General features: G+C 66.4%; 20 protein-coding genes. 7 read left to right on the forward strand and 13 right to left on the reverse strand.

From position 1 onward, the window contains the following. Positions 1-143: 143 nt before the first annotated feature. Positions 144-1,397: a TCR/Tet family MFS transporter gene (locus ABID37_RS21625; RefSeq protein ID WP_354198564.1), complete on the reverse strand. Its 1,254-nt coding sequence runs from the start codon at positions 1,395-1,397 to the stop codon at positions 144-146. A 121-nt stretch (positions 1,398-1,518) separates the two neighbouring features. Beyond that, positions 1,519-2,388: an EamA family transporter gene (locus ABID37_RS21630; protein WP_354198566.1), complete on the reverse strand. Its 870-nt coding sequence runs from the start codon at positions 2,386-2,388 to the stop codon at positions 1,519-1,521. Positions 2,389-2,499: 111 nt separating this feature from the next. Between ABID37_RS21630 and ABID37_RS21635 the strand changes: the two genes are divergently transcribed. After that, the gene (locus tag ABID37_RS21635; protein ID WP_354198568.1) at positions 2,500-2,973 is read left to right on the forward strand and encodes an Lrp/AsnC family transcriptional regulator; all 474 of its coding nucleotides are present in this window, start codon (positions 2,500-2,502) and stop codon (positions 2,971-2,973) included. Between the two features lie 19 nt (positions 2,974-2,992). Here ABID37_RS21635 and ABID37_RS21640 read toward each other — a convergent pair whose 3' ends face one another. From ABID37_RS21640 to ABID37_RS21660, 5 genes are all read right to left on the reverse strand, one after another. Continuing rightward, positions 2,993-4,090 carry a transglutaminase-like domain-containing protein gene (locus tag ABID37_RS21640; protein ID WP_354198751.1) on the reverse strand — a complete coding sequence of 366 codons (1,098 nt, stop codon included), beginning with the start codon at positions 4,088-4,090 and terminating at the stop codon, positions 2,993-2,995. A gap of 2 nt (positions 4,091-4,092) precedes the next feature. After that, a complete protein-coding gene (locus ABID37_RS21645) occupies positions 4,093-4,725 on the reverse strand; it encodes a TlpA family protein disulfide reductase (RefSeq protein WP_354198570.1) in 633 nt (210 codons plus the stop codon). 172 nt (positions 4,726-4,897) lie between these two features. Then, on the reverse strand, positions 4,898-5,875 hold the full coding sequence (locus ABID37_RS21650; RefSeq protein WP_354198572.1) for a nitrilase-related carbon-nitrogen hydrolase: 978 nt from the start codon (positions 5,873-5,875) through the stop codon (positions 4,898-4,900). A 25-nt stretch (positions 5,876-5,900) separates the two neighbouring features. Then, positions 5,901-6,833 (reverse strand): KPN_02809 family neutral zinc metallopeptidase, encoded by a 933-nt coding sequence (ypfJ, locus tag ABID37_RS21655; protein WP_354198574.1) that lies wholly within the window; start codon positions 6,831-6,833, stop codon positions 5,901-5,903. Positions 6,834-6,952: 119 nt separating this feature from the next. Next, a complete protein-coding gene (locus ABID37_RS21660; RefSeq protein WP_354198576.1) occupies positions 6,953-7,141 on the reverse strand; it encodes a hypothetical protein in 189 nt (62 codons plus the stop codon). Positions 7,142-7,364: 223 nt separating this feature from the next. Between ABID37_RS21660 and ABID37_RS21665 the strand changes: the two genes are divergently transcribed. From ABID37_RS21665 to ABID37_RS21675, 3 genes are all read left to right on the forward strand, one after another. Beyond that, a complete protein-coding gene (locus ABID37_RS21665) occupies positions 7,365-7,988 on the forward strand; it encodes a dihydrofolate reductase family protein (protein ID WP_354198578.1) in 624 nt (207 codons plus the stop codon). Positions 7,989-8,213: 225 nt separating this feature from the next. Next, entirely contained in the window at positions 8,214-11,687 is a 3,474-nt protein-coding gene (gene carB / locus ABID37_RS21670; RefSeq protein WP_354198580.1) for a carbamoyl-phosphate synthase large subunit, read from the forward strand. Between the two features lie 147 nt (positions 11,688-11,834). Then, positions 11,835-12,491, forward strand: a complete 657-nt coding sequence (locus ABID37_RS21675; RefSeq protein ID WP_354198582.1) for a glutathione S-transferase family protein — start codon at positions 11,835-11,837, stop codon at positions 12,489-12,491. Between the two features lie 611 nt (positions 12,492-13,102). On the opposite strand, the gene ABID37_RS21680 is transcribed toward ABID37_RS21675, so the two are convergent. Continuing rightward, complete coding sequence (locus tag ABID37_RS21680) at positions 13,103-13,918, reverse strand: transglycosylase SLT domain-containing protein (RefSeq protein WP_354198584.1); 816 nt, start codon at positions 13,916-13,918, stop codon at positions 13,103-13,105. 119 nt (positions 13,919-14,037) lie between these two features. Between ABID37_RS21680 and ABID37_RS21685 the strand changes: the two genes are divergently transcribed. Next, the gene (locus ABID37_RS21685; RefSeq protein WP_354198586.1) at positions 14,038-14,601 is read left to right on the forward strand and encodes a methylated-DNA--[protein]-cysteine S-methyltransferase; all 564 of its coding nucleotides are present in this window, start codon (positions 14,038-14,040) and stop codon (positions 14,599-14,601) included. A 69-nt stretch (positions 14,602-14,670) separates the two neighbouring features. Here ABID37_RS21685 and ABID37_RS21690 read toward each other — a convergent pair whose 3' ends face one another. Continuing rightward, entirely contained in the window at positions 14,671-15,036 is a 366-nt protein-coding gene (locus tag ABID37_RS21690; RefSeq protein ID WP_354198588.1) for a hypothetical protein, read from the reverse strand. 258 nt (positions 15,037-15,294) lie between these two features. Here ABID37_RS21690 and ABID37_RS21695 point away from each other — a divergent pair, with 258 nt between their 5' ends. Further along, entirely contained in the window at positions 15,295-15,504 is a 210-nt protein-coding gene (locus ABID37_RS21695; RefSeq protein ID WP_354198590.1) for a cold-shock protein, read from the forward strand. A gap of 213 nt (positions 15,505-15,717) precedes the next feature. Here the strand turns inward: ABID37_RS21695 and ABID37_RS21700 are convergent, their stop codons facing one another. The 3 genes from ABID37_RS21700 to ABID37_RS21710 all read right to left on the reverse strand — a co-directional run bounded on the left by ABID37_RS21700 (position 15,718) and on the right by ABID37_RS21710 (position 18,180). Beyond that, positions 15,718-16,335, reverse strand: coding sequence for a glutathione S-transferase family protein (locus ABID37_RS21700; protein ID WP_354198592.1), 618 nt, complete (start codon positions 16,333-16,335; stop codon positions 15,718-15,720). Positions 16,336-16,420: 85 nt separating this feature from the next. After that, positions 16,421-17,290, reverse strand: a complete 870-nt coding sequence (locus tag ABID37_RS21705) for an EAL domain-containing protein (protein ID WP_354198594.1) — start codon at positions 17,288-17,290, stop codon at positions 16,421-16,423. Beyond that, a complete protein-coding gene (locus tag ABID37_RS21710; RefSeq protein ID WP_354198596.1) occupies positions 17,287-18,180 on the reverse strand; it encodes an EAL domain-containing protein in 894 nt (297 codons plus the stop codon). The genes ABID37_RS21705 and ABID37_RS21710 overlap by 4 nt, the downstream gene beginning before the upstream one ends. 204 nt (positions 18,181-18,384) lie before the next feature. On the opposite strand from ABID37_RS21710, the gene ABID37_RS21715 reads away from it, so the two are divergent. Continuing rightward, the gene (locus tag ABID37_RS21715; RefSeq protein ID WP_354198598.1) at positions 18,385-19,587 is read left to right on the forward strand and encodes a pyridoxal phosphate-dependent aminotransferase; all 1,203 of its coding nucleotides are present in this window, start codon (positions 18,385-18,387) and stop codon (positions 19,585-19,587) included. 54 nt (positions 19,588-19,641) lie between these two features. Here ABID37_RS21715 and ABID37_RS21720 read toward each other — a convergent pair whose 3' ends face one another. Continuing rightward, positions 19,642-20,514: an EamA family transporter gene (locus ABID37_RS21720; RefSeq protein WP_354198600.1), complete on the reverse strand. Its 873-nt coding sequence runs from the start codon at positions 20,512-20,514 to the stop codon at positions 19,642-19,644. Positions 20,515-20,637 lie beyond the last annotated feature (123 nt).

Consider the following 20,637-nt stretch of genomic DNA (forward strand, 5'->3'; position numbering starts at 1 on the left):
TCCTCGCAATCGCAGCGACCATGCGAAAGATCATCATAACCCTCAACGCAAGGCTCAGAGACAATCAAAACCATCAGAGTTGATGACGATGGAGTATTTGCCGGAGCAATTTAGGTCCACAAAAGGGCCAACCCCGGCACCCCTTATGCCTCCTCCGTCACTCCCACAGTCACCGGCTTGCGTTCGGGCGCCCGCACCTTGGTCACCAGCACCAGCAGCGCCAGCGCCAGGAACACCCCGGCCAGCGCATAGGGCGCTCCGCCGAACGTCACCGGCGCCGAGGGGCCGGTGAACCAGGCGAAGATGTTCGTGTAGAGCAGCGGCGTGATGATCGAGGTGATCGAGAACAGGCTGGTGATCGCCCCTTGCAGCTCGCCCTGCGCCGAAGGCGGCACCTTGGCGGCGGCGAGGCTGCGCAGCGGCGGATCGGCCAGCGCCTCCAGGCAGGTGGCCACGATCACCGCATAGATCATCCAGCCATGCCAGGCCGCCGCATAGCCGAAGGCGGCGATGGCGGTGAAGGCGAGCCCCACCGCGGCGGTGCGCCATTCGCCCAGCACCGGGATGACGCGCGGCAGCACGAAGGCCATCACCAGCGCCCCGCACAGCCCGAACAGGCCGAGCGACAGGCCGATCTGGCGCTCGCTCCAGCCATAGCGATAGTCGCTGACGAAGGACCACACCGCCGGATAGACCATGTGGCCGAGCGTCATCAGGAAGAACACCAGTCCCAGCCAGCCGATGCCGGGATAGTTGCGCATCTGCTTCAGGGCGCCGAGCGGGCTGGCGCGCCGCCAGTCGAAGCGGCGGCGATAGGCCGGCGCCAGCGTCTCCGGCAGCAGGAAGAAGGCGACCGCGAAGTTGAGGAAGGCCAGCCCCGCCGCGAAATAGAACGGCACGCGCGGCCCGAACTCGCCCAGAAGGCCGCCCAGCACCGGCCCGATGACGAAGCCGACGCCGAAGGCGATGCCCAGAAGGCCGAAATTGCGCGCCCGGTTCTCGTCGGTGCTGACATCGGCGATGAAGGCCGAGGCGGTGGAATAGCTGGCCCCGCTGATGCCGGCCAGCAGCCGGCCGATGAACAGCATCGGATAGGACCAGGCGATGGCGCAGATCAGATTGTCGATGGCGAAGGTGAACACCGAGGCGAGCAGGATCGGCCGCCGCCCGAAACGGTCCGACAGGTTGCCGATCACCGGCGCGAACACGAACTGCATGGCGGCATAGGCGAAGAACAGCCAGCCGCCCTCGAGGGCCGCGGCGCTAACGTCAATGCCGGACAATTCCTGCAGATAGGCCGGCAGCACCGGCATGATGATGCCGAAGCCGATGATATCGAGCAGCAATGTGACGAAGACGAGCGCAAGTCCGCGCCGTGCCGTGGCGGTGTCCACCATCCTGCGTCCTCCCTTCGCCAGAAAGGCGAAGCGCTCCTTATAGGCGTGTCGCCAGGATGGAACAATGGGAGAACACTTCAAAAGTTTTCATGCTGACATAAGCTGTCGTGGCGGCGCGCCCTCATGCCGGGGCCGGCTTGTGAACCGCGACGCCGGCCATCACCAGCGCGATGCCGGCCAGGTCGCGCCCGCCGGGGATCTGCCCCAGCACCAGCGCGGCAATCGCCGCCGCCGAGGCCGGCAGCAGCGCCAGCAACAGCGCGAACGTCGCGCGCGGCAGCCGCGACATCGCCAGCTGGTCGCAGACATAGGGAATGACCGACGAGCACATGCCGACCGCCACGCCGGCCGCGACCAGCGTCGGTGACGCCATTGCGCGCGCCGCCTCGGCAAGGCCCACCGGCATGAGAACGACCAGCGCGATCGCCATCGCCGCGCCGAGGCGGCGCACCCCGTCCCCCGCCCCGCCGCGCGCGGCCCGGTGGCCGAGGATGATGTAGCCGACGAACAGCAGCGCGTTCAGCGCCGCCCACGACAGCCCGGCCGGATCGGACGCCCATTTCACGTCGATGAGGAGGAAGACCCCGCTCACGGCCAGGACCAGCGCAACGACGTTTCTGGCGCGCCGCTCCCCATAAAGGGCGACCCCGATGGTGCCGACGAATTCCATCGCCGCCACCAGGCTCATCGGCAGCCGCTCCAGCGCCAGATAGAACGAGGTGTTCATCACCGCGAGACAGACACCCAGCGCCACGAGAAGCAGGCGCGTGGTCCCGTCCGCCTCCGCCAGCGTCCGCCACGGACGTGTGAGTACGGCAAACACCCCCGCCGCCGTCGTGACACGGAACCAGGCCACGCCCAGCACCCCCACCGCCGGAAACAGCAGCACGGCGAAGGACGGTCCCAGATAATGGAAGACGGCGCTGACGCCGAACCATAGCTGCGGCGGAACCGCCGTCGAAACCCTGTCAATCTGGCTCTTCGGCTGCATGGCGAAGCCGTCTCCGGTCGTTCGCCTATTTATAGAAGCCGCATCCGCTGTCTTATATGCTTATTCCATGGCATAATTTGCGAATTTTGTTTCTCTATGCAGGGCATTACCATGAAACGCCTTGGAATCGAAAACGGCGCCCTCGATGCGGTGGACGCGCGCATCGTCGCGCTGCTGGCGGACAACGCCCGCATCCCCACGGCCGAGCTTGCAAGGTCGGTCGGCCTGTCCGCCCCGAGCGTCGCGGAGCGTCTCCGGCGTCTGGAGGACAGCGGCGTCATCGAAGGCTACATGGCCCGCATCGCCCCGGCGGCGATCGGCTATCCGGTCTCGGCGTGGCTGAGGGTGCGCCCGGTTCCGGGCGAGCTGAAGCGCGTCGCCGAGATCATCCGCTCCATCCCCGAAATCACCGAATGCGACCGCATCACCGGCGAGGATTGCTTCCTGGCGCGCGTGCGGGTCGCCTCGGTGGCCGATCTGGAGCGGCTGCTCGACCAGCTCGTCCCCTATGCGATGACGAACACCGCCATCGTCCAGTCGTCGCCGGTCCTGCCGCGCCTGCCGCCGCTGGCCCCGGCGGCATAGCGGTCCCGCGGCCTGCGATCTACGCCATCAGTTCGCGCGCCGTGATCGCATATCTGAACCTGTCCGGGTCGAGGCAGTCCAGCCGCAGCGAGGCCGTTTCCGCCTGCGGATACATCAGGAAGCCGAGCTTCGGCCCTGCCGCCCCCGGCAGCGACACGTCATGCGCCATGTTGTAGGCCAGCCAGTTGGTTTCCCATGCGCCGAACAGCGCCTCGCGCGCCGCCACCACCTTGGCGTCGTCGGCGGCCAGGTTGCCGGGCGGCTCCTCCAGCACCACCTTGCGCACGTCGGCCGGATCGACCGGCACCCAGCCGTGACCGTCCAGATAGACCTCCGCCCGGCAGTGCTGCGCCTTGGTGATCACCTCGTTCTTCGCACCGAGGCTGGCATAGCCGAACTGCGAGGGCGCCACCCGGATGCCGTAGACGTCGCGCGCCGGAAGGCCCGCGGCCCGCGCCAGCCCGACATAGAGCGCATTGAGGTCCGCGCATTTGCCGCCGAGATTGCCGCTCTCCAGCATCGCCGCGATGTCGCCGATGCCGCAGCCGCGCACGCTGGCGTCGCGGAAGGTGTTGTCCACCACCCAGTCGTAGATCGCCCGCGCCCGGTCGAGGTCGGTGTTCGCGCCGGCGGTGATCTTCTGCGCCGTCTCCAGCACGATGCCGTCGACGGGAATGAGGTCGGTTCCGGCCGTGTAGAGCGCCTGTTCGGTCGGCGTCAGCGGCGGCGGGCTGCCGGGGGCGGAAAGATCCACGGCCCTGTCCCGGGTGGCGATGCGGCTGACCACCTCCACCACCGGGGCCTTCTCCCCGTCCTCCCATTCGACATGCAGCATGTCGGCGCCGTATTTCGGCTCCCGCGCCAGTTGCGCCCTGCCGGCATTGGTCGTCCATTCGCTGTTTTCGGAACGGAACCAGTCGGCCTCGTTCACCGAAGGCAGCGGAATCCATGCCTGCGTCCGGCCCTGCGGCTCGGCGATCTCAAGCCGCGTCACCACCTCGAAGCGGCGCCAGTTGCCGGGCTTCGGTGCAAAGGCGCTGTTGGCGCGCGCCGTTGCGGGCAGCAGCATCGCAGCGGAAGCCGCGGCACCCGCCTTCAGAAAATCCCGCCTGTCGATCCTCATTGGTTTTCCTCCCGTTGAACCGTTTCCATTTCCGGATTGCCGGTTGCCAGCCGTTCCCGCAGCCGCTCCACCGCAATACCGTCCCAGTCGAGGTCGTGGGTGACGACAAGGCGCGGCGTCAACGCATCATCGAGCACGAAGGTGGTCGGCAGGGAGCGCACGCCCCACTCCCTGGCAACGCTCATGTCCATGTCCAGCAGAACCGGATAGGCGACGGGCGCCTCCTCGAAGAAGCGCCGCACCCGCAATTCCACCTCGCCCACGGAAATGGCCAGCACCGTCAGCGGCTGGTGCCTGGGCTGCGCCTGCGAGCGCGCGGCCAGACGCTGCAAGGCCGGCAGTTCCTCCCGGCACGGTTCGCACCATGTGGCGAAGAAGTGGACGAGGACCGGCCCCCCGCCATGGTCCGGCAGCTTGACGGTCTTGCCGGAAAGGTCGGTCAGGGAAAATGACGGGGCGGCATCGGCTTGGGGTGCCGGGCGAAGCTCCGCCATCGCGTCAGCCGCCACCGCTCCTTGCACCGGCAACGCCAGCGAAACGGCGGCCAGGGCCGCAAGCAGGACCGCGCCGGCCCTTCGACGATGACGTGAAGTGTCCGGGATGCCGGAAATCGCGCACAGGCCTCGCAACAGCCATCCGCCCCGAAAACGGAGGGCAATGTCCGCTATGCCGACAAGGTGACCGCCCCGAAACTCGGGAGCCCGCGCGCCATGCATTGCAAGTCAGTATGGCGCAGATTTTCCGCCCGTCAATCGAAGGGCGTGCACAAGGCCATGACGGTCCGGCATCAATGCCTTCCGGCTAGGGCGCGGCCTCGCCGGGCTCCTCGCCGTCCTCGCCGTCGGCGAGTTCGACCTGATAGCTCACCGGCGCGCGCGCCGTCTCGTTCACGCTGAGCCTGAATATGTCCGGGCGCGCATAATGCCCGGCCACGTCGAGGTCGTACTTGCCGCGGATCGTATCGGCAGGGTCGATGTCCGCGGTCAGGACCGCTTCCCGATCGTAGACGGGGCCGGCGAGCACATCGCCGAGCGGCCCCACGATCACGCTGCCGCCCCGGATGAGGACGGTCGAAGGATCGTTCCCCTGCACGCAGTCATAGGCGTCCGGCGCATCGGCCCGCGTCATGTACTGGCAGGCGCTCAGCACGAAGCAACGCCCCTCGTAGGCGATATGGCGCATCGAGGCCTGCCAGATGTCGCGCTCGTCCACGGTCGGCGCGCACCACAGGCTGATGCCCTTGCCATACATCGCCTGCCGAAGGTTGGGCATGTAGTTTTCCCAGCAGATCGCCGCGCCGATGCGGCCGATATGCGTGTCGAAGACGGGAATGGTCGAGCCGTCGCCCTGCCCCCACACCAGCCGCTCGCTGGCGGTCGGCATCAGCTTGCGATGCTTTCCGAGCAAGGCGCCGTCCGGCCCGAAGAACAGCGCCGTGCAATAGAGCGTGCCGCCGTCGCGCTCGATCACGCCGGTGACGAGATGCGCCTTCATCTTGGCGGCAAAGGAGCCGATGCGGGCCGTCTCCGGCCCCGGCACCTCGATCGCGGCCTGCCAGTAGCGCAGGAAATCGTCGCGACCCTGCGCCGTGCGCGATCCGATCCGCGCGCCGAAATCCAGTCCCTTGGGATAGCCGCCGACATAGGCCTCGGGAAAGACGGCGAGTTCGACGCCTTCGGCGGCGGCCGCCTGGCAATGAGCCTCCATGCGCTCGAGCGTGCGCGGCGTGTCGAACAGGCTGGTCCCGGCCTGGATAACGGCGATGCGGCGTTGTGCCATGCGGCCCTCGGATCGGGTTGTTGCCTCAGATCGGGTTATTGAACGTGTCGCAGTCGGAAAGCTTGCCGCTCTGGTAGCCGCGGGCGAACCATTTCTGGCGCTGCTCGGAGGTGCCGTGGTTGAAGGTTTCCGGCACCACATAGCCCTGCATGCGCTTTTGCAGCGTGTCGTCGCCGATCTGCTGGGCGGCGTTCAGCGCCTCTTCCAGGTCGCCCTCTTCCAGAATGCCCTTCTGCGCGGTGTAGTGGCCCCACACGCCGGCGAAGCAATCGGCCTGCAATTCCACCTGCATCGACATGTGGTTCGCTTCCTGCTCGCCCATGCTCTGGCGCATCTGGTTGAACTTCGGCAGAACGCCGATCAGGTTCTGCACGTGGTGGCCGACCTCATGGGCGACGACATAGGCCTCGGCGAAATCGCCGGAGGCGCCGAACTGGTCGGACAGTTGCCGGAAGAAGGACGTGTCGAGATAGACCTTCTTGTCGGCCGGGCAGTAGAAGGGCCCGGAAGCGGAGGAGGCGAAGCCGCAGGCCGAGCGGATCTGGCCGTCGAACAGGGTCAGCTTCGGTTCCTCATAGGTCAGGCCGTTGGCCTTGAAGATGCCGTTCCAAACATCTTCCGTCTCGGCCAGCACCGTGGCCACGAACTGCCTCATCTCGTCGTTGCGCACCGAGCCCGAGCCGGGTTCGGTGGAGGTGATGCGGCCGTTGTCCTCGCCCGGCAGCAGCCCGCCGCCTCCGCCGGTCAGCACCTGCATCGGGTCGATGCCGCAGGCCTTGAGCGCGAAGAACAGCACCACGAGGATGATGATGGTGGAAATGCCGCCGCCGCCGGCGCGGCCGCCCACGGGAATGCGGATGCGGCCGGGGCCGCCGCCGAAACCGCCGGGCCGGCCGAAGCCGCCCTGCCCGCGCTGGTCCTCGATGTTGTCGCTTTGACGGCGGCCTCTCCAGCGCATGCACGATCCCCATTCTGCCGGCAGGCGCGGCGGCCTGCCCTTTTCCTGTCCGTTAACAGATAACTGAATGGCCGGGACGAGTCATGACCATTCTTCGTCCCGCACCATGCCCGGCAAACTCAGCCGCGCTGCTTGGCCCCGGCGCTCTTGCCGTCGGAGCTTTTCGAGCGCTCCTCGAACCGCTTGGCGCCCTTCTTCAGGTCCCTGCCGGATGCTTCCTCAACCTTGCGTTCCTCGTTCTTCGCGGCCTTCAGCAATCCCTCGGCCGCTGCCGCGCCCTTGGCCGTCGTCGCATTCTCCTTGCCCATTTTGGCCTCCATCGCCCATCTCGACTTGACCATCTCGACTTGCATTGACTGCGCCGCCGGCCGGTCGGCATCGCCTTCAACGCCGCTGGCCGCACGCGGTTCCGCCGGGGAATGAAACGAAGTGTCGGAAGCGGCGTTTGCCCAACGTCCTTGCAACATGCGCCGGGCACGAAACCGCCCGGTGCGGCACCATCGCCGACCAGAAACCCGGAAGGGACATCCAATGAGAAAGATCCGACTCACCGCTTTCGTCAGCCTGGATGGCGTCATGCAAGCCCCCGGCGGCCCGGACGAGGACCGCGACGGCGGCTTCGAGCATGGCGGCTGGACCTTCCACCATTGGGACGAGCCGATGGGCGCGTTCATGGACCGGACCTTCGACACGCCCTTCGAGCTGCTGCTCGGCCGGCGCACCTACGACATCTTCGCCGCCCACTGGCCGCGCGTTCCCGATACCGACCCGATCGCGAAATCCTTCAACGCCGTGACCAAGCACGTCGCCACCCACCGGCCGGACAGCCTTGGCTGGCGCAACAGCCGGGCCCTGACGCCCGATCCCGTTGCGGCGCTGCGGGAGCTGAAGGCCGGCACCGGGCCCGATCTGCTGGTGCAGGGCTCCACCGTCCTGCTCCAGGCATTGCTTGCCGGCGACCTGCTCGACGAGATCAGCCTGCTGACCTTCCCGCTGGTGCTGGGCAAGGGCAAGCGCCTGTTCGGCGACGGCGCCATGCCGGGCGCTTTCAGATTGCGGCACTCGCAGGTCTCCACCACCGGCGTCCTCATGGCCACCTACGAGCGCGCGGGCGAGATCGTCGCCGGGTCGTTTGCGCTCGACGAGGACGGCTGAGCGCCGCCGCGAGCGCCCAGCCCACGCGTTTAATCCGGCTCCTTTGCCCAGCCCCTTTGCCCGGCCATGCGCATTGGCTGGGCAAACATGCATTTTTCGGGGTTACATCGGTTGAAACTCTCCCCTATAAGGCCCCCTTAGCCTGATACCAGTATTCACCTCGCGCACATCGGCCCGGTTTCCCGGCGCCGGCGTTTCGCGCGCACAGCCATAACGGACCCTGCCATGCCAAAACGCACCGATATCAAATCCATCCTGATCATCGGTGCCGGCCCCATCGTCATCGGCCAGGCCTGCGAGTTCGACTATTCCGGCACCCAGGCCTGCAAGGCGCTGCGCGAGGAAGGCTTCCGCGTCATCCTGGTCAACTCCAACCCGGCCACCATCATGACCGACCCGGAGCTGGCCGACGCCACCTATATCGAGCCGATCACGCCCGAAGTCGTCGCCAAGATCATCGCCAAGGAGCGCCCGGATGCGCTGCTGCCCACCATGGGCGGCCAGACCGCGCTCAACACCGCCCTTTCGCTGCGCCGCATGGGCGTGCTGGAGCGCTACAATGTCGAGATGATCGGCGCCGACGCGCAGGCCATCGACAAGGCCGAGGACCGCGCCCTGTTCCGCGAGGCCATGGCCAAGATCGGGCTGGAGACGCCGAAGTCGATGCTGGCCAACGCCACCGACGTCAAGGATGCCGACCGCAAGAAGCACGAGGCCGAGCGCGCCGAGCTCAAGGCGTCCGGCGCCTCCGACACTGACCTCGACGCGCTCGAAACCCGCTGGAACCTCGGCGAGGGCGACCGCAAGCAGCGCTACGTCGCGCACGCCATGGGCGTGGCCGCGCAGGCGCTGGATGCCGTCGGCCTGCCCGCCATCATCCGCCCCTCCTTCACCCTCGGCGGCACCGGCGGCGGCATCGCCTTCAACCGCGAGGAGTTCTTCGCCATCGTGCAGTCCGGCCTCGACGCCTCTCCCACCACCGAGGTGCTGATCGAGGAAAGCGTGCTCGGCTGGAAGGAGTTCGAGATGGAGGTCGTCCGCGACAAGGCGGACAACTGCATCATCGTCTGCTCCATCGAGAACATCGACCCGATGGGCGTCCACACCGGCGACTCGATCACCGTCGCGCCCGCGCTGACCTTGACCGACAAGGAATACCAGATCATGCGCAACGCCTCGATTGCGGTGCTGCGCGAGATCGGCGTCGAGACCGGCGGCTCCAACGTCCAGTTCGCGGTCAACCCCGAGAACGGCCGCCTCGTCGTCATCGAGATGAACCCGCGCGTGTCGCGCTCCTCCGCACTTGCCTCCAAGGCCACCGGCTTCCCCATCGCCAAGATCGCCGCCAAGCTGGCCGTCGGCTACACGCTGGACGAGCTGGAGAACGACATCACCGGCGGCGCCACCCCCGCCTCCTTCGAGCCGACCATTGACTACGTGGTCACCAAGATCCCGCGCTTCGCCTTCGAGAAATTCCCCGGCGCCGAACCCACCCTCACCACCGCCATGAAGTCGGTGGGCGAGGTCATGGCCATCGGCCGCACCTTCCAGGAATCGCTGCAGAAGGCGCTGCGCGGCATGGAGACCGGCCTCACCGGCCTCGACGAGATCGAGATCCCCGGCATCGGCCAGGGTGATGACAAGAACGCCATCCGCGCCGCCCTCGGCACCCCGACGCCCGACCGGCTGCGCATGGTGGCGCAGGCCATCCGCATGGGCACCTCGCTGGAAGACGTGCACGCCATGTGCAAGATCGACCCGTGGTTCCTCGAGCAGATCGCCGGCATCATCGCCATGGAAACCCGCATCCGCGAGCATGGCCTGCCGCAGGACGCCGCCAATCTGCGCATGCTGAAAGCCATGGGCTTCTCCGACGCCCGCCTCGCCTCGCTGACCGGCAAGAAACCCAAGGAAGTCGCCCAGCTTCGCAATTCGCTGGCCGTCCACCCGGTCTACAAGCGCATCGACACCTGCGCCGCCGAATTCGCCTCCCCCACCGCCTATATGTACTCCACCTATGAGCAGCCCTTCGCCGGCGCCCCCGCCAACGAGGCCGGCGTGTCGGACCGCAAGAAGGTGGTCATCCTCGGCGGCGGCCCCAACCGCATCGGCCAGGGCATCGAGTTCGACTACTGCTGCTGCCACGCCTGCTTCGCGCTGGCCGAGGCCGGCTACGAGTCGATCATGATCAACTGCAACCCGGAGACGGTCTCGACCGACTACGACACCTCCGACCGCCTCTATTTCGAGCCGCTCACCGCCGAGGACGTCATCGAGATCCTCAAGATGGAGCAGAGCCGCGGCGAGTTGGTCGGCGTCATCGTCCAGTTCGGCGGCCAGACCCCGCTGAAGCTGGCAGAGGCGCTGGAGAAGAACGGCATCCCGATCCTCGGCACCTCGCCCGACATGATCGACCTTGCCGAGGACCGCGACCGCTTCCAGAAGCTGCTCCAGAAGCTGGACCTCACCCAGCCCGAGAACGGCATCGCCTATTCGGTCGAACAGGCCCGTACCGTTGCCGGCGAGTTGGGCTTCCCGCTGGTGGTGCGTCCCTCCTACGTGCTGGGCGGCCGCGCCATGCAGATCATCCATGACGAGGCCATGCTGCAAACCTACCTGCTCGACACCGTGCCCGAGCTGGTGCCGGAGGACATCAAGCAGAAATACCCCAACGACAAGACCGGCCAGATCAACACGCTGCTCGGCAAGAACCCGCTGCTGTTCGACACCTATCTGTCGGGCGCCATCGAGGTCGATGTGGATTGCCTGTGCGATGGCAAGGACGTTTACGTCTCCGGCATCATGGAGCACATCGAGGAGGCCGGCATCCATTCGGGCGACTCGGCCTGCTCGCTGCCGGTGCACTCCCTTACCAAGGGAGTGGTCGACGAACTCGAGCGCCAGACGGCCGCGCTCGCCAAAGCGCTCAATGTCGGCGGCCTGATGAACGTCCAGTACGCCATCAAGGACGGCACCATCTACGTGCTGGAGGTGAACCCGCGCGCCAGCCGCACCGTGCCTTTCGTCGCCAAGACGGTCGGCAAGCCGATCGCCAAGGTCGCCGCCCGCATCATGGCCGGCGAGACACTGGACGAAGCCTTCGCGCACTATGGCGAGAAGCCGAACGCCCGCAATCCCGGCCACATCGCGGTCAAGGAAGCCGTATTCCCCTTCTCCCGCTTCCCCGGCGTCGACATCCTGCTCGGGCCGGAGATGAAGTCGACCGGCGAGGTCATGGGCCTCGACCGCGACTATGCGCTGGCCTTCGCCAAGGCGCAGCTCGGCGCGGGCGTCGACCTGCCGCGCTCGGGCACGCTGTTCGTCTCGGTGCGCGACGACGACAAGCACGGCATACTGGAGCCGGTGCGCCGCCTCGCCGGACAGGGCTTCCGCGTGCTGGCGACCGGCGGCACGCAGCGCTTCCTGGCCGAGAACGGCATCGAGGCGGAAAAGATCAACAAGGTGCTCGAAGGCCGCCCCCACATCGAGGACGCCATCCGCAACCGTCAGGTGCAGATCGTCTTCAACACCACGGACGGCCAGAAGGCGGTGTCGGACTCCAAGTCGCTGCGCCGCGCCACCCTGATGCAGAAGGTGCCCTACTACACCACGCTGTCCGGCATGGCGGCGGTAGCCGAAGCCATCGCCGCCCTCAAGGCCGGCTCGCTGGAAGTGCGGCCGTTGCAGGAATATTTCTGAGTCCTGAAGGGTTCACGAAAAGGCCGGGTTTCGACCCGGCCTTTTCATTTGGCCGCAGCGCTTGTCGGGAACGCAGCTGCTCATTCGTCCTCTGGCTGAAAAGCCCAGTAGCCGAATAATATGAGCGAAACCGCCCGGAGCCTTCCCATGATCCCCACCATCACCGCCTTTGAAAGTTCGCCCGACCGCGGCAAGGGTCAGGCGCGCGACATGCGTGTCCGCTGGGCGTTCGAGGAAGTGGGCCAGCCTTACGAGGTCCGTCTTGTTTCGTTCCGCGAGATGAAAGAAGCCGCGTATCGCGCGCTCCAGCCTTTCGGGCAGATTCCGACCTATCAGGAAGGCGATCTCGCGCTGTTCGAGTCGGGGGCCATCGTGCTCCATATCGCGCAACATCATGCCGGCCTGCTGCCGGACGATCCGCATGGCCGGGCCCGCGCCATCATGTGGATGTTCGCCGCGCTCAACACGGTGGAGCCGCCTATCGTCGAGCACGAACAGGCGCCCTATGTGGAACGCGGCCAGCCCTGGTACGGCAGGGAGCGCCTGTCCTTCCTCGAGGATCGCATCCGCGTCCGGCTGGCCGAACTTTCCCGCCGTCTTGGCGACGACGGCTGGCTCGATGGCGCCTTCAGCGCCGGCGACCTCATGATGGTGATGGTGCTGCGCAGGCTGAACGGGTCGGGGATGCTGGAAGAATATCCGAACCTTGCCGCCTATGTCGCCCGAGGCGAGGCGCGACCGGCCTTCCAGCGGGCATTCGCGGCGCAACTGGCCGTGTTCCTCGCCGCATCGGGCGACAGATAAGCTTCCGGTTGCTGCCCGAAAGATTCTTTTCTCCGCAGACAGGGAGAAGGAAGATGGCCGCAACGCCGATGCCTCCCTCTCCCCGCCCGGGGGTAGAGGGTAAGGGTGAGGGACTTTTTCCTGCAAAATCCGAAAGAAACCGGCACTTTTATCCCCACCCTCGCCGCCTCGCCTATCATTCCCCTGCCCTTCCTGCGGGACCGCCGATCATGACGGTGGCGGCGGAGGATGGGACGGCGCGGCGGCGAACCCTGAACGTGAGGGCAAGCCGCTGATCGGGAGTGCCTGGCGAAGGGATCGATGGTTCGCCGCAGGCTGGACTGTGCGGTAATGCGGCAGCCCGGCTGAAACCGTTCTGGAAACGGGACGGGTCGGTCCATTGCACGCGTATCCTCGCAAGGGATGCGCGGCCTCGAAGGCTGTAGCCGGCTGGGCCCGGTAGGACGCTGGACGGGCGGTCGCAAGGCCGCACCACAAAACTTCAGATGAGCGACCGAGCGCCGCCCGTCATCCCGACTTGATCAATGGCCAGACGGTTTTCCGGGCGTGGCGAGGATGAATTGCGCGGTGGCCCGGCCGTCCTCGAGCAGGGGAGAAAAATGCCGGAAGGATCAGGATTCGTTCAGCGCGACCGGCAGGTCGACATGGCTCGGTGTTTCCACCGGCAGGGCCGGGATGGCGGCCGGTTCGCGGCGGCGCTTGCGGTCCTTGCCGAGACCGGTGATCTCCAGCATGCCGCGCCTCTTGGCGTGGTAGTAGTAGCCGGTCTGGTAAAGCCGGTCGGCGCGGTTTTCGTCGCCATCGGCCACCAGCCAGGCGCCGCGCAGATATTTCACCGCATATTTCAGGTTGGTCTCGGCATCGAGCAGGCCGTTGGCCGGGCCGTCATAGCCCATGCCGCGCGCCGTCGCGTGCTTGATCTGCATCAGGCCCCAATGGCCGTTGTTGTACGCCTTGGGATTGAACGTGCTTTCGCGCTTCACCACGCGGCGCACGAACTGCTCCGGCAGGCCGTAGACATTGGCATATTTGGCGATCAGCCCGTCGACGCCGCCGCGCGAGACGGGCTCCGCATCGGCGGTCGTGGTGGTCAGCACCGCGGGCTCCGCGCGCGGCATGGCGGCGGCGGAGGCGAGCTGGATGGGGGATGCCGCGGGCGCGGAGGCCAGCGCCATCACCGGCGCGGTCTCGCCGGGCTGCGCGGGCGCTGGGAAAGCGGCCAGATCGGCGTTGCGGGAAGCATCGGCGAAAGCGCTCTCGGGCAGCACGGCCACCGTCTCGGGCAGCGGCACCACGAAGCCGGCGTCGGCCTCCGCTTCGCTCGTCTCGACAAGGTTCTGGGTGGTCTGCGACGTGGTCGTGCAGCCGGAAAGGCCAAAAGCGGCCAGCACCATGCCAAAGGCGACGATTTTGAGCTTCGCTGGCAAGAGCGGTACAAGTCCGTTGATCGGTTAATCGCTCCTTACACCAGCCGATTCCGGCGGGCAACCTGCGGATGTGCTGTTTTCGGGTGGCGGCCACGGCAGGCAGATGAGATAATGTAACAATGCGTAACAATTCCGACAAAACCGCCGGCCATACCGTCTTCGAAACGCAGATGGGCTTCACCGGCTTTGCCTGGAGCGAAACCGGCATCACGCGGCTCTGCCTGCCGGAGAAAAGCCGCGCCGGCGTCGAGCGGCGGCTGGCCGGCCACGGTCCCGCCGTCGCCCAGCCGCAAGGCTGGGTTGCGGAGCTGGTGGAGGCGATCAGGGCCTATTTCGCCGGTGCCGATATCGATTTCTCCGCCGTGCCGGTCGACCTTTCCGGCATCGACGCCTTCCGGCTCGACATCTACGCCGCCGCGCGCCGGCTGGCCTTCGGCGAGGCCGTCACCTATGGCGAGCTTGCCCGCCGCGCCGGGCATGAGGGCATGGCGCGCGAAACCGGGGCGGCGCTCGGCGCCAATCCGGTGCCGCTGGTGGTGCCCTGCCACCGCATCGTGGCGGCCGGCGGCAAGATCGGCGGCTTTTCCGCCCCCGGCGGCTCGGCGACCAAGGAAAAGATGCTGGCGCTGGAGGGCGTGCGGGTCGGCCCGCCGCCGCCCGCCCAGACGTCGTTCGGCTTTTGAGCATTTTGCATGCCAGACGCAACCGCCTGGCGTTGCACAAATGCAGCCAAGGAAACCAGGCTCCAGCCGTCAGTCCCGCCCGAACATCCAAATCCGGCCGCGCCGCTCGAATTCCGGCTGCTTGCATTTGTAGACCGGGCACGAGCGCGTGTCGGCGCTCGGCACATAGGCGCGGGCCCGCACCTGTCCGGCCGGGCAGAAGCGGCTGTCGCTCACATAGCGGTCGTAGAGCGGCAGGCTGGGGTTGCGGGGCGAGCGGTAGCGCAGGATCACCGCGCCCTCGCGGGCGACGCGGACCTGCACGCCGTCGCAGCTCATGCGCGTCGGGTCGTAGCGTGAGACGGCATGCGCCTCGGCCGCAAGCAGGCTCAGGCCCAGCCCGAGAACAGCGATCTTGCCAAGGTGAAACGTCTTGCCGAAGGGAAGTTTGGTCATTTTCGTCCTCCGCAATGCGAGGCTCCTGAAACGCCGTCCCGGCGGGCCTTGTTCCGCAAGGCGGCAGAAGCCCGTTTATCGCAGCCCCTTGTTTTGGCCGCAAGCAAACGTTATATGCGGCTCGTTGATATTTCGGCCGATCGATCCGGGCCGCGCGTTCCTACGAGCTTGCTGCCGTCTATCTGCAAAATCTCGATACCACCGGCCGGATGGTTTTCCGGTCACAGACAAAGCAGCCAACTTGAAGGAATACGCAATATGGCAACCGGAACCGTGAAATGGTTTAACGCCACCAAGGGTTATGGCTTCATCCAGCCCGACAATGGTGGTCCGGACGTTTTCGTCCACATCTCCGCCGTGCAGCGCGCAGGTCTGACCTCGCTCGCCGACGGCCAGAAAGTCACCTTCGAGATCGAGCAGGACCGCCGTACCGGCAAGTCGTCCGCTGGATCTCTGCAGGCGGCCTGACCCTGCGCGAGCGCGCGCCGGGTGATCGACCCGGACCGCGCGGCAAGCCACGAATGTACTGGCGGTCGCGAGGGAAGCGCGCCGGAGCTTGAAGAAACCGACCAGCCGAAGCAGCGGATTGCTGCCGGCCCGGCCAGAAAGCTCCCTGTCAGGCCACCTGACCCCATCGAATAGGAAAAGGCGGGCTTTGCCCGCCTTTTTCACGCCGGCGTTTCAGGCCGGCGGCAGCCACTCGGCCGGAACATGCCCCGGATCGGTCTCGACCCGCCGCAGCCATTCCACCACATGGGGATAGGCGTCGAGGTCGAAGCCGCCCTTCCCCGCGCTGTGGGTGTAGGCATAAAGCGCCAGGTCCGCCACGCTGATGCCGCCACCCGCAAAGAAATCGTGGGTGGAAAGATGCCCGTCCATCACCGAAAGCGCCTTGTTGCCCCGCTCCAGCGTCAGCGCCAGCCGTTCCGGTGTCGCATCCGCGGCGCGTTCGGGAAAGGTCAGCAGCGCCTTGCGCACGGCGATATAGGGCTCGTGGCTGTACTGCTCGAAGAACAGCCACTGATAGGCCAAGGCCCGCTCGTAGCGGTCGGACGGAAGGAACCGCGTGCCCTCGGCGAGATAAAGCAGGATGGCGTTCGATTCCGCGATCGCCCTGCCGTCGTCCAGCTCCAGCAGGGGCACCATGGCATTGGGATTGCGCGCCTTGTAGTCGGGCGTGCGGGTGGCGCCGGTGCGGGAACTCACCTCGACATGGGCGAAGGGCAGGCCGAGCTTGGCCATCAAGAGCCGCGGCTTGTAGCAATTGCCGCTGTCGATCATTCCGTAAAGTCTGGGCATGGGCATCGCTCCGTTGGCGCGCATATTGCGCGGCGCGGACGCCGGGTTCCAATGACTTAATTTGCTGGAAGCATCAAAAAAAGCTTTACCTGCCCCGATCCGGCCGCAGCGCCATGGCCGCATCCGCCCTGGGCAGGAGCCGGTCGATCACCAGCGGGCTTTCGTCGAAGAACGCGCCGGCGGCAAGCGGCCTTGCCAGAAGCAGGCCTTGCAGCAGGTCGGCGCCGGCTTCCAGCGCCACGCGCAACTGCCGCGCCGTCTCGATACCTTCCACCAGGACCTCGACCCCGGCATCCTGAAGCATGGACACCAGCCGCCCGAACAGGTGCCCGGCGGCCGGATAGGAGCACAGCAGCGCGAAGAGCGGCCCGTCGACCCGCACGACATGCGGCCGGATCACGTCGACCTGCTGCTCGCTCTCATGGCCGGTGCCGAAGCCGGACAGGACCACGCCAAGCCCGCTGGCGCGCATTTCATAGGCCACCTCGCACAGGAGGTCCGGCTCGTCCGCATGGCCGCCTGCAACCTGGCACATCACCTGCCCCGGATGCAGGCCCAGCTCGTCCAGCCGGCCGGCCATCAGCCGCAATTCGGAAACCGTGCGCCCCGCCCCGTCATTGACGTCGAGGTCGAAGCCGAAAAACAGCTTCAGACCGTCCAGGCCGATATTGCGGAAATTGCGCAGGTGCAGCGTGCGGCACAGCGCATCGACGAAGGGACGCTCCCCCGGCAGAACCGCGTCGAGGAAGATGGCTGGCGAAACGCTGCACCCCCGGTGATGCGCCTCGACGGCCGCTTCCACCGCCACCATGCGCAACAGCTCGCCGCGCGGCGCAAAGATCGGCTGGTAGGTGCTGCGCAGCCGGAAATCCTCGTGCACGGCATATTCGATGCCGATCTCATCGGCGAATATGGCATCCGCGACCATGCGCCGGCGTCTGTTTCCGGCTGTCATCGTACCACCCGCCGGCCGAATGTCCTTCCGGGCGGATGTTGCGGGCCGGACCGTGGCGCCGCTGGCTTGAGCTGTTCCTCCGGCTCCGGTTCCGGGGGCGGCGTACCTGACCCCTTCATTTCGGGCGAGGCCATCACCGGCCGCGCCAGCACGAAACCCTGCACCATGGAAGCGCCGGATTTTTCGGCCAGTTCGATCTGCCAGTCCTCCTCGATGCCTTCGAACACCGTGCGGATGCCCTGCTCCTCGAACGATCTGACCATGGTCGCCAGCAAGGCGAAACCGACATCGGATTCCATCAGCCGGTTGATCCAGACCGCATCGAACTTGACGATATCGGGCATCAGATCCTTGATGCGGCTGATGTCGGATTCATCGGCGCCGTAGTCGTCGACGGCGATGCGAAAGCCGTTGCCGCGCAGGCCGGTGACGAAACTGTAGAAGGCCTCCTGCGACCCGGTCGGGTTCTCCGTGACCTCGCACACGACGCGGGCCGGCGCAATGCCGACGCTGCTCAGCACCAGCCGCATGTTGCGCAGCGTGGTGTCACCGATGTCCTGCTCGGTGAAAACCGACGGATCGATGTTGATGAAAAGCATGACGCCTTCAGGCAGGCACACCCCGGCATTCAGCAGGTGCAGCGTCCGCGTCAGTTCCTCGACCTGCAACCTGTCGCTGGCATTGCAGGTGGCGAAGAAGGCCGGCGGCGTCTCCGGCTCCCCGTTGCGGAACGGACGCACCAGCGCCTCGAATGCCTCGACGCGCAGCTTGCCTTCATGGAAGGCGAAGATCGGCTGGAAGGCGGTCCTGAGCGTGAAAGGCCCCCACCGCCCGATCGCGGTGCCATCCGCCTCGCGCTCGATATGAGATAGGCCTGCCCTGCGCTCCACCCTTACGATCTTTCCCTTCGCTTCGCGGGATTCGTCCAAACTGTCACGAAACGCTTAAAAGCGGTTTAACCCGCGTTAATCCGGCCCTTTAAGACCCGGCAACCATTGCGCCAGCAGCGAACAATGCTTGCACTCGACAGCACGATGCGACATTAGAGGCGTGCAGCATTTTTCCCCGTCCAGCCATATATCGGAGACGTCCAAATGGCCTTTCTTGCCGACGCCCTTTCCCGCGTGAAGCCTTCCGCGACCATCGCGGTCTCGCAGAAAGCGCGCGAGCTGAAAAACGCCGGGCGCGACGTCATCGGGCTCGGCGCGGGCGAGCCCGATTTCGATACGCCGGACAACATCAAGAACGCCGCCATCGAGGCGATCCGCCGCGGCGAGACCAAGTACCCGCCGGTGTCGGGCATCGCGCCGCTGCGCGAGGCGATCGCCAGGAAGTTCAAGCGCGAGAACAACCTCGACTACAAGCCGGAGCAGACCATCGTCGGTACCGGCGGCAAGCAGATCCTGTTCAACGCCTTCATGGCGACGCTGAACCCCGGCGACGAGGTCGTCATCCCGCGTCCCTACTGGGTGAGCTACCCGGAGATGGTGGCGCTGTGCGGCGGCACGCCGACCTTTGCCGAAACCTCGATCGCCAACGGCTTCAAGCTGACAGCCGAGGCGCTGGAGAAGGCGATCACCCCGAAGACCAAGTGGCTGGTGATGAACTCACCGTCCAACCCCTCGGGCGCGGCCTATGCCGAAGCCGAACTGCGTGCGCTGGCCGACGTGCTCCTGAAGCACCCGCATGTGTGGGTGTTGACCGACGACATGTACGAGCACCTGACCTATGGCGACTTCGTCTTCAGGACCATCGCCGAGGTGGAGCCCAACCTCTACGACCGCACGCTGACCATGAACGGCGTGTCCAAGGCCTATGCGATGACCGGCTGGCGCATCGGCTATGCCGCAGGCCCCATCCAGCTCATCAAGGCCATGGACATGATCCAGGGCCAGCAGACCTCGGGCGCCTGCTCCATCGCGCAGTGGGCTTCGGTCGAGGCGCTGAACGGCCCGCAGGACTTCATCGCGAAGAACAAGGCGGTTTTCCAGGGCCGGCGCGACCTCGTCGTCTCGATGCTCAACCAGGCGCGCGGCATCACCTGCCCGACGCCGGAAGGCGCGTTCTACGTTTATCCGTCCTGCCAGGAACTGATCGGCAAGGCGGCCCCCTCGGGCAAGGTGATCGACACCGACGAGACCTTCGTCTCCGAGTTGCTGGAGGCGGAAGGCGTGGCCGTGGTGCACGGTTCGGCCTTCGGCCTCGGCCCCAACTTCCGCATCTCCTATGCCACGTCGGATGCGCTGCTGGAGGAAGCCTGCACGCGCATCCAGCGCTTCACGGCCAGCCTGAGCTGATCGGCGCAAGCGATTCAAAAGACTCCAAAAGCCCGGCCTCGCGCCGGGCTTTTCTTATCCGACCCCGAGAAGGATCACGCCGGCGATGAGGACCGCGCATCCGGTGAGGCGCCAGGGCCCGACGATTTCCCTCAGGAAGAACATCCCCATCAGCGTCCCCACCATCATGGACATCTCCCGCATCGGCGCGACCAGGCTGAGGGGTGCGCCCGATCCCAAGGCCGCCAGAACGAGGATATAGGACAGGGGCGACAGCAGGCCGACCGCGACGGCGGTCCACCAGAAGCCGCGCATGGCCTTCAGGGCCCGGCGCGGATGCGCGACGACGAAGGGGCCCAGCAGGAAGAACCGCAAAAGGTTGGAGAACCAGTCGAGCACGACGGGGGCGATGCCCAGCACCTTGACCGCATAGGCATCGACCACCGTATAGGACGCGATCAGCCCGCCGGTGGTCGTGCCCCAGCGAACGCCGGACTGGCCGCCCGGCCGCCGGAATGCCGAGAGGTCGCCCCGCGTTGCGATGAGCCCGATCCCGGCGACCACCAGCACCAGCCCAACCAGCCCCACGCCGGTCGGCATCTCCCCGAGGATCAGGAAAGCGCCGATCGTCGACAGCATCGGGCCGGTGCCCCTTGCCACCGGATAGACCACCGAAAAATCGGCCAGTTGGTAGCCCCGCTGCAAGCACAGGCTGTAGGCCAGATGGATGACACCGCTGAGAAGCACGAAGCCGACCCCGGCGCCGCTCCACGCGATGTGGCCCTGCCCCAGGACGTAAAGCACCCACGGCGCGTAGCCGATGCAGGAAACGAGGTTGTAGGCAAACACGAAAACCGGGCCGACCGAGGCCGCGCGTTTGGCGAGCAGGTTCCAGCTCGCGTGGATGAGCGATGCCAGAACGACGAAAAGCAGCGAGGACAGCGTCATTGAGACCCCCTTGCGCGCCTGTGGCGCCGGTTGATCTCGACGTCTCCTCCCCTGGTGTTTTATCCCTTGGGTGCAGCCGCGGAAATTCCCGCGGTCTCTGCAACGCTCGGTCCAGCAGCGGAC

This window comes from Aquamicrobium terrae, from assembly GCF_040545735.1.
In the GTDB taxonomy this organism is placed as follows: domain Bacteria; phylum Pseudomonadota; class Alphaproteobacteria; order Rhizobiales; family Rhizobiaceae; genus Mesorhizobium; species Mesorhizobium terrae_A.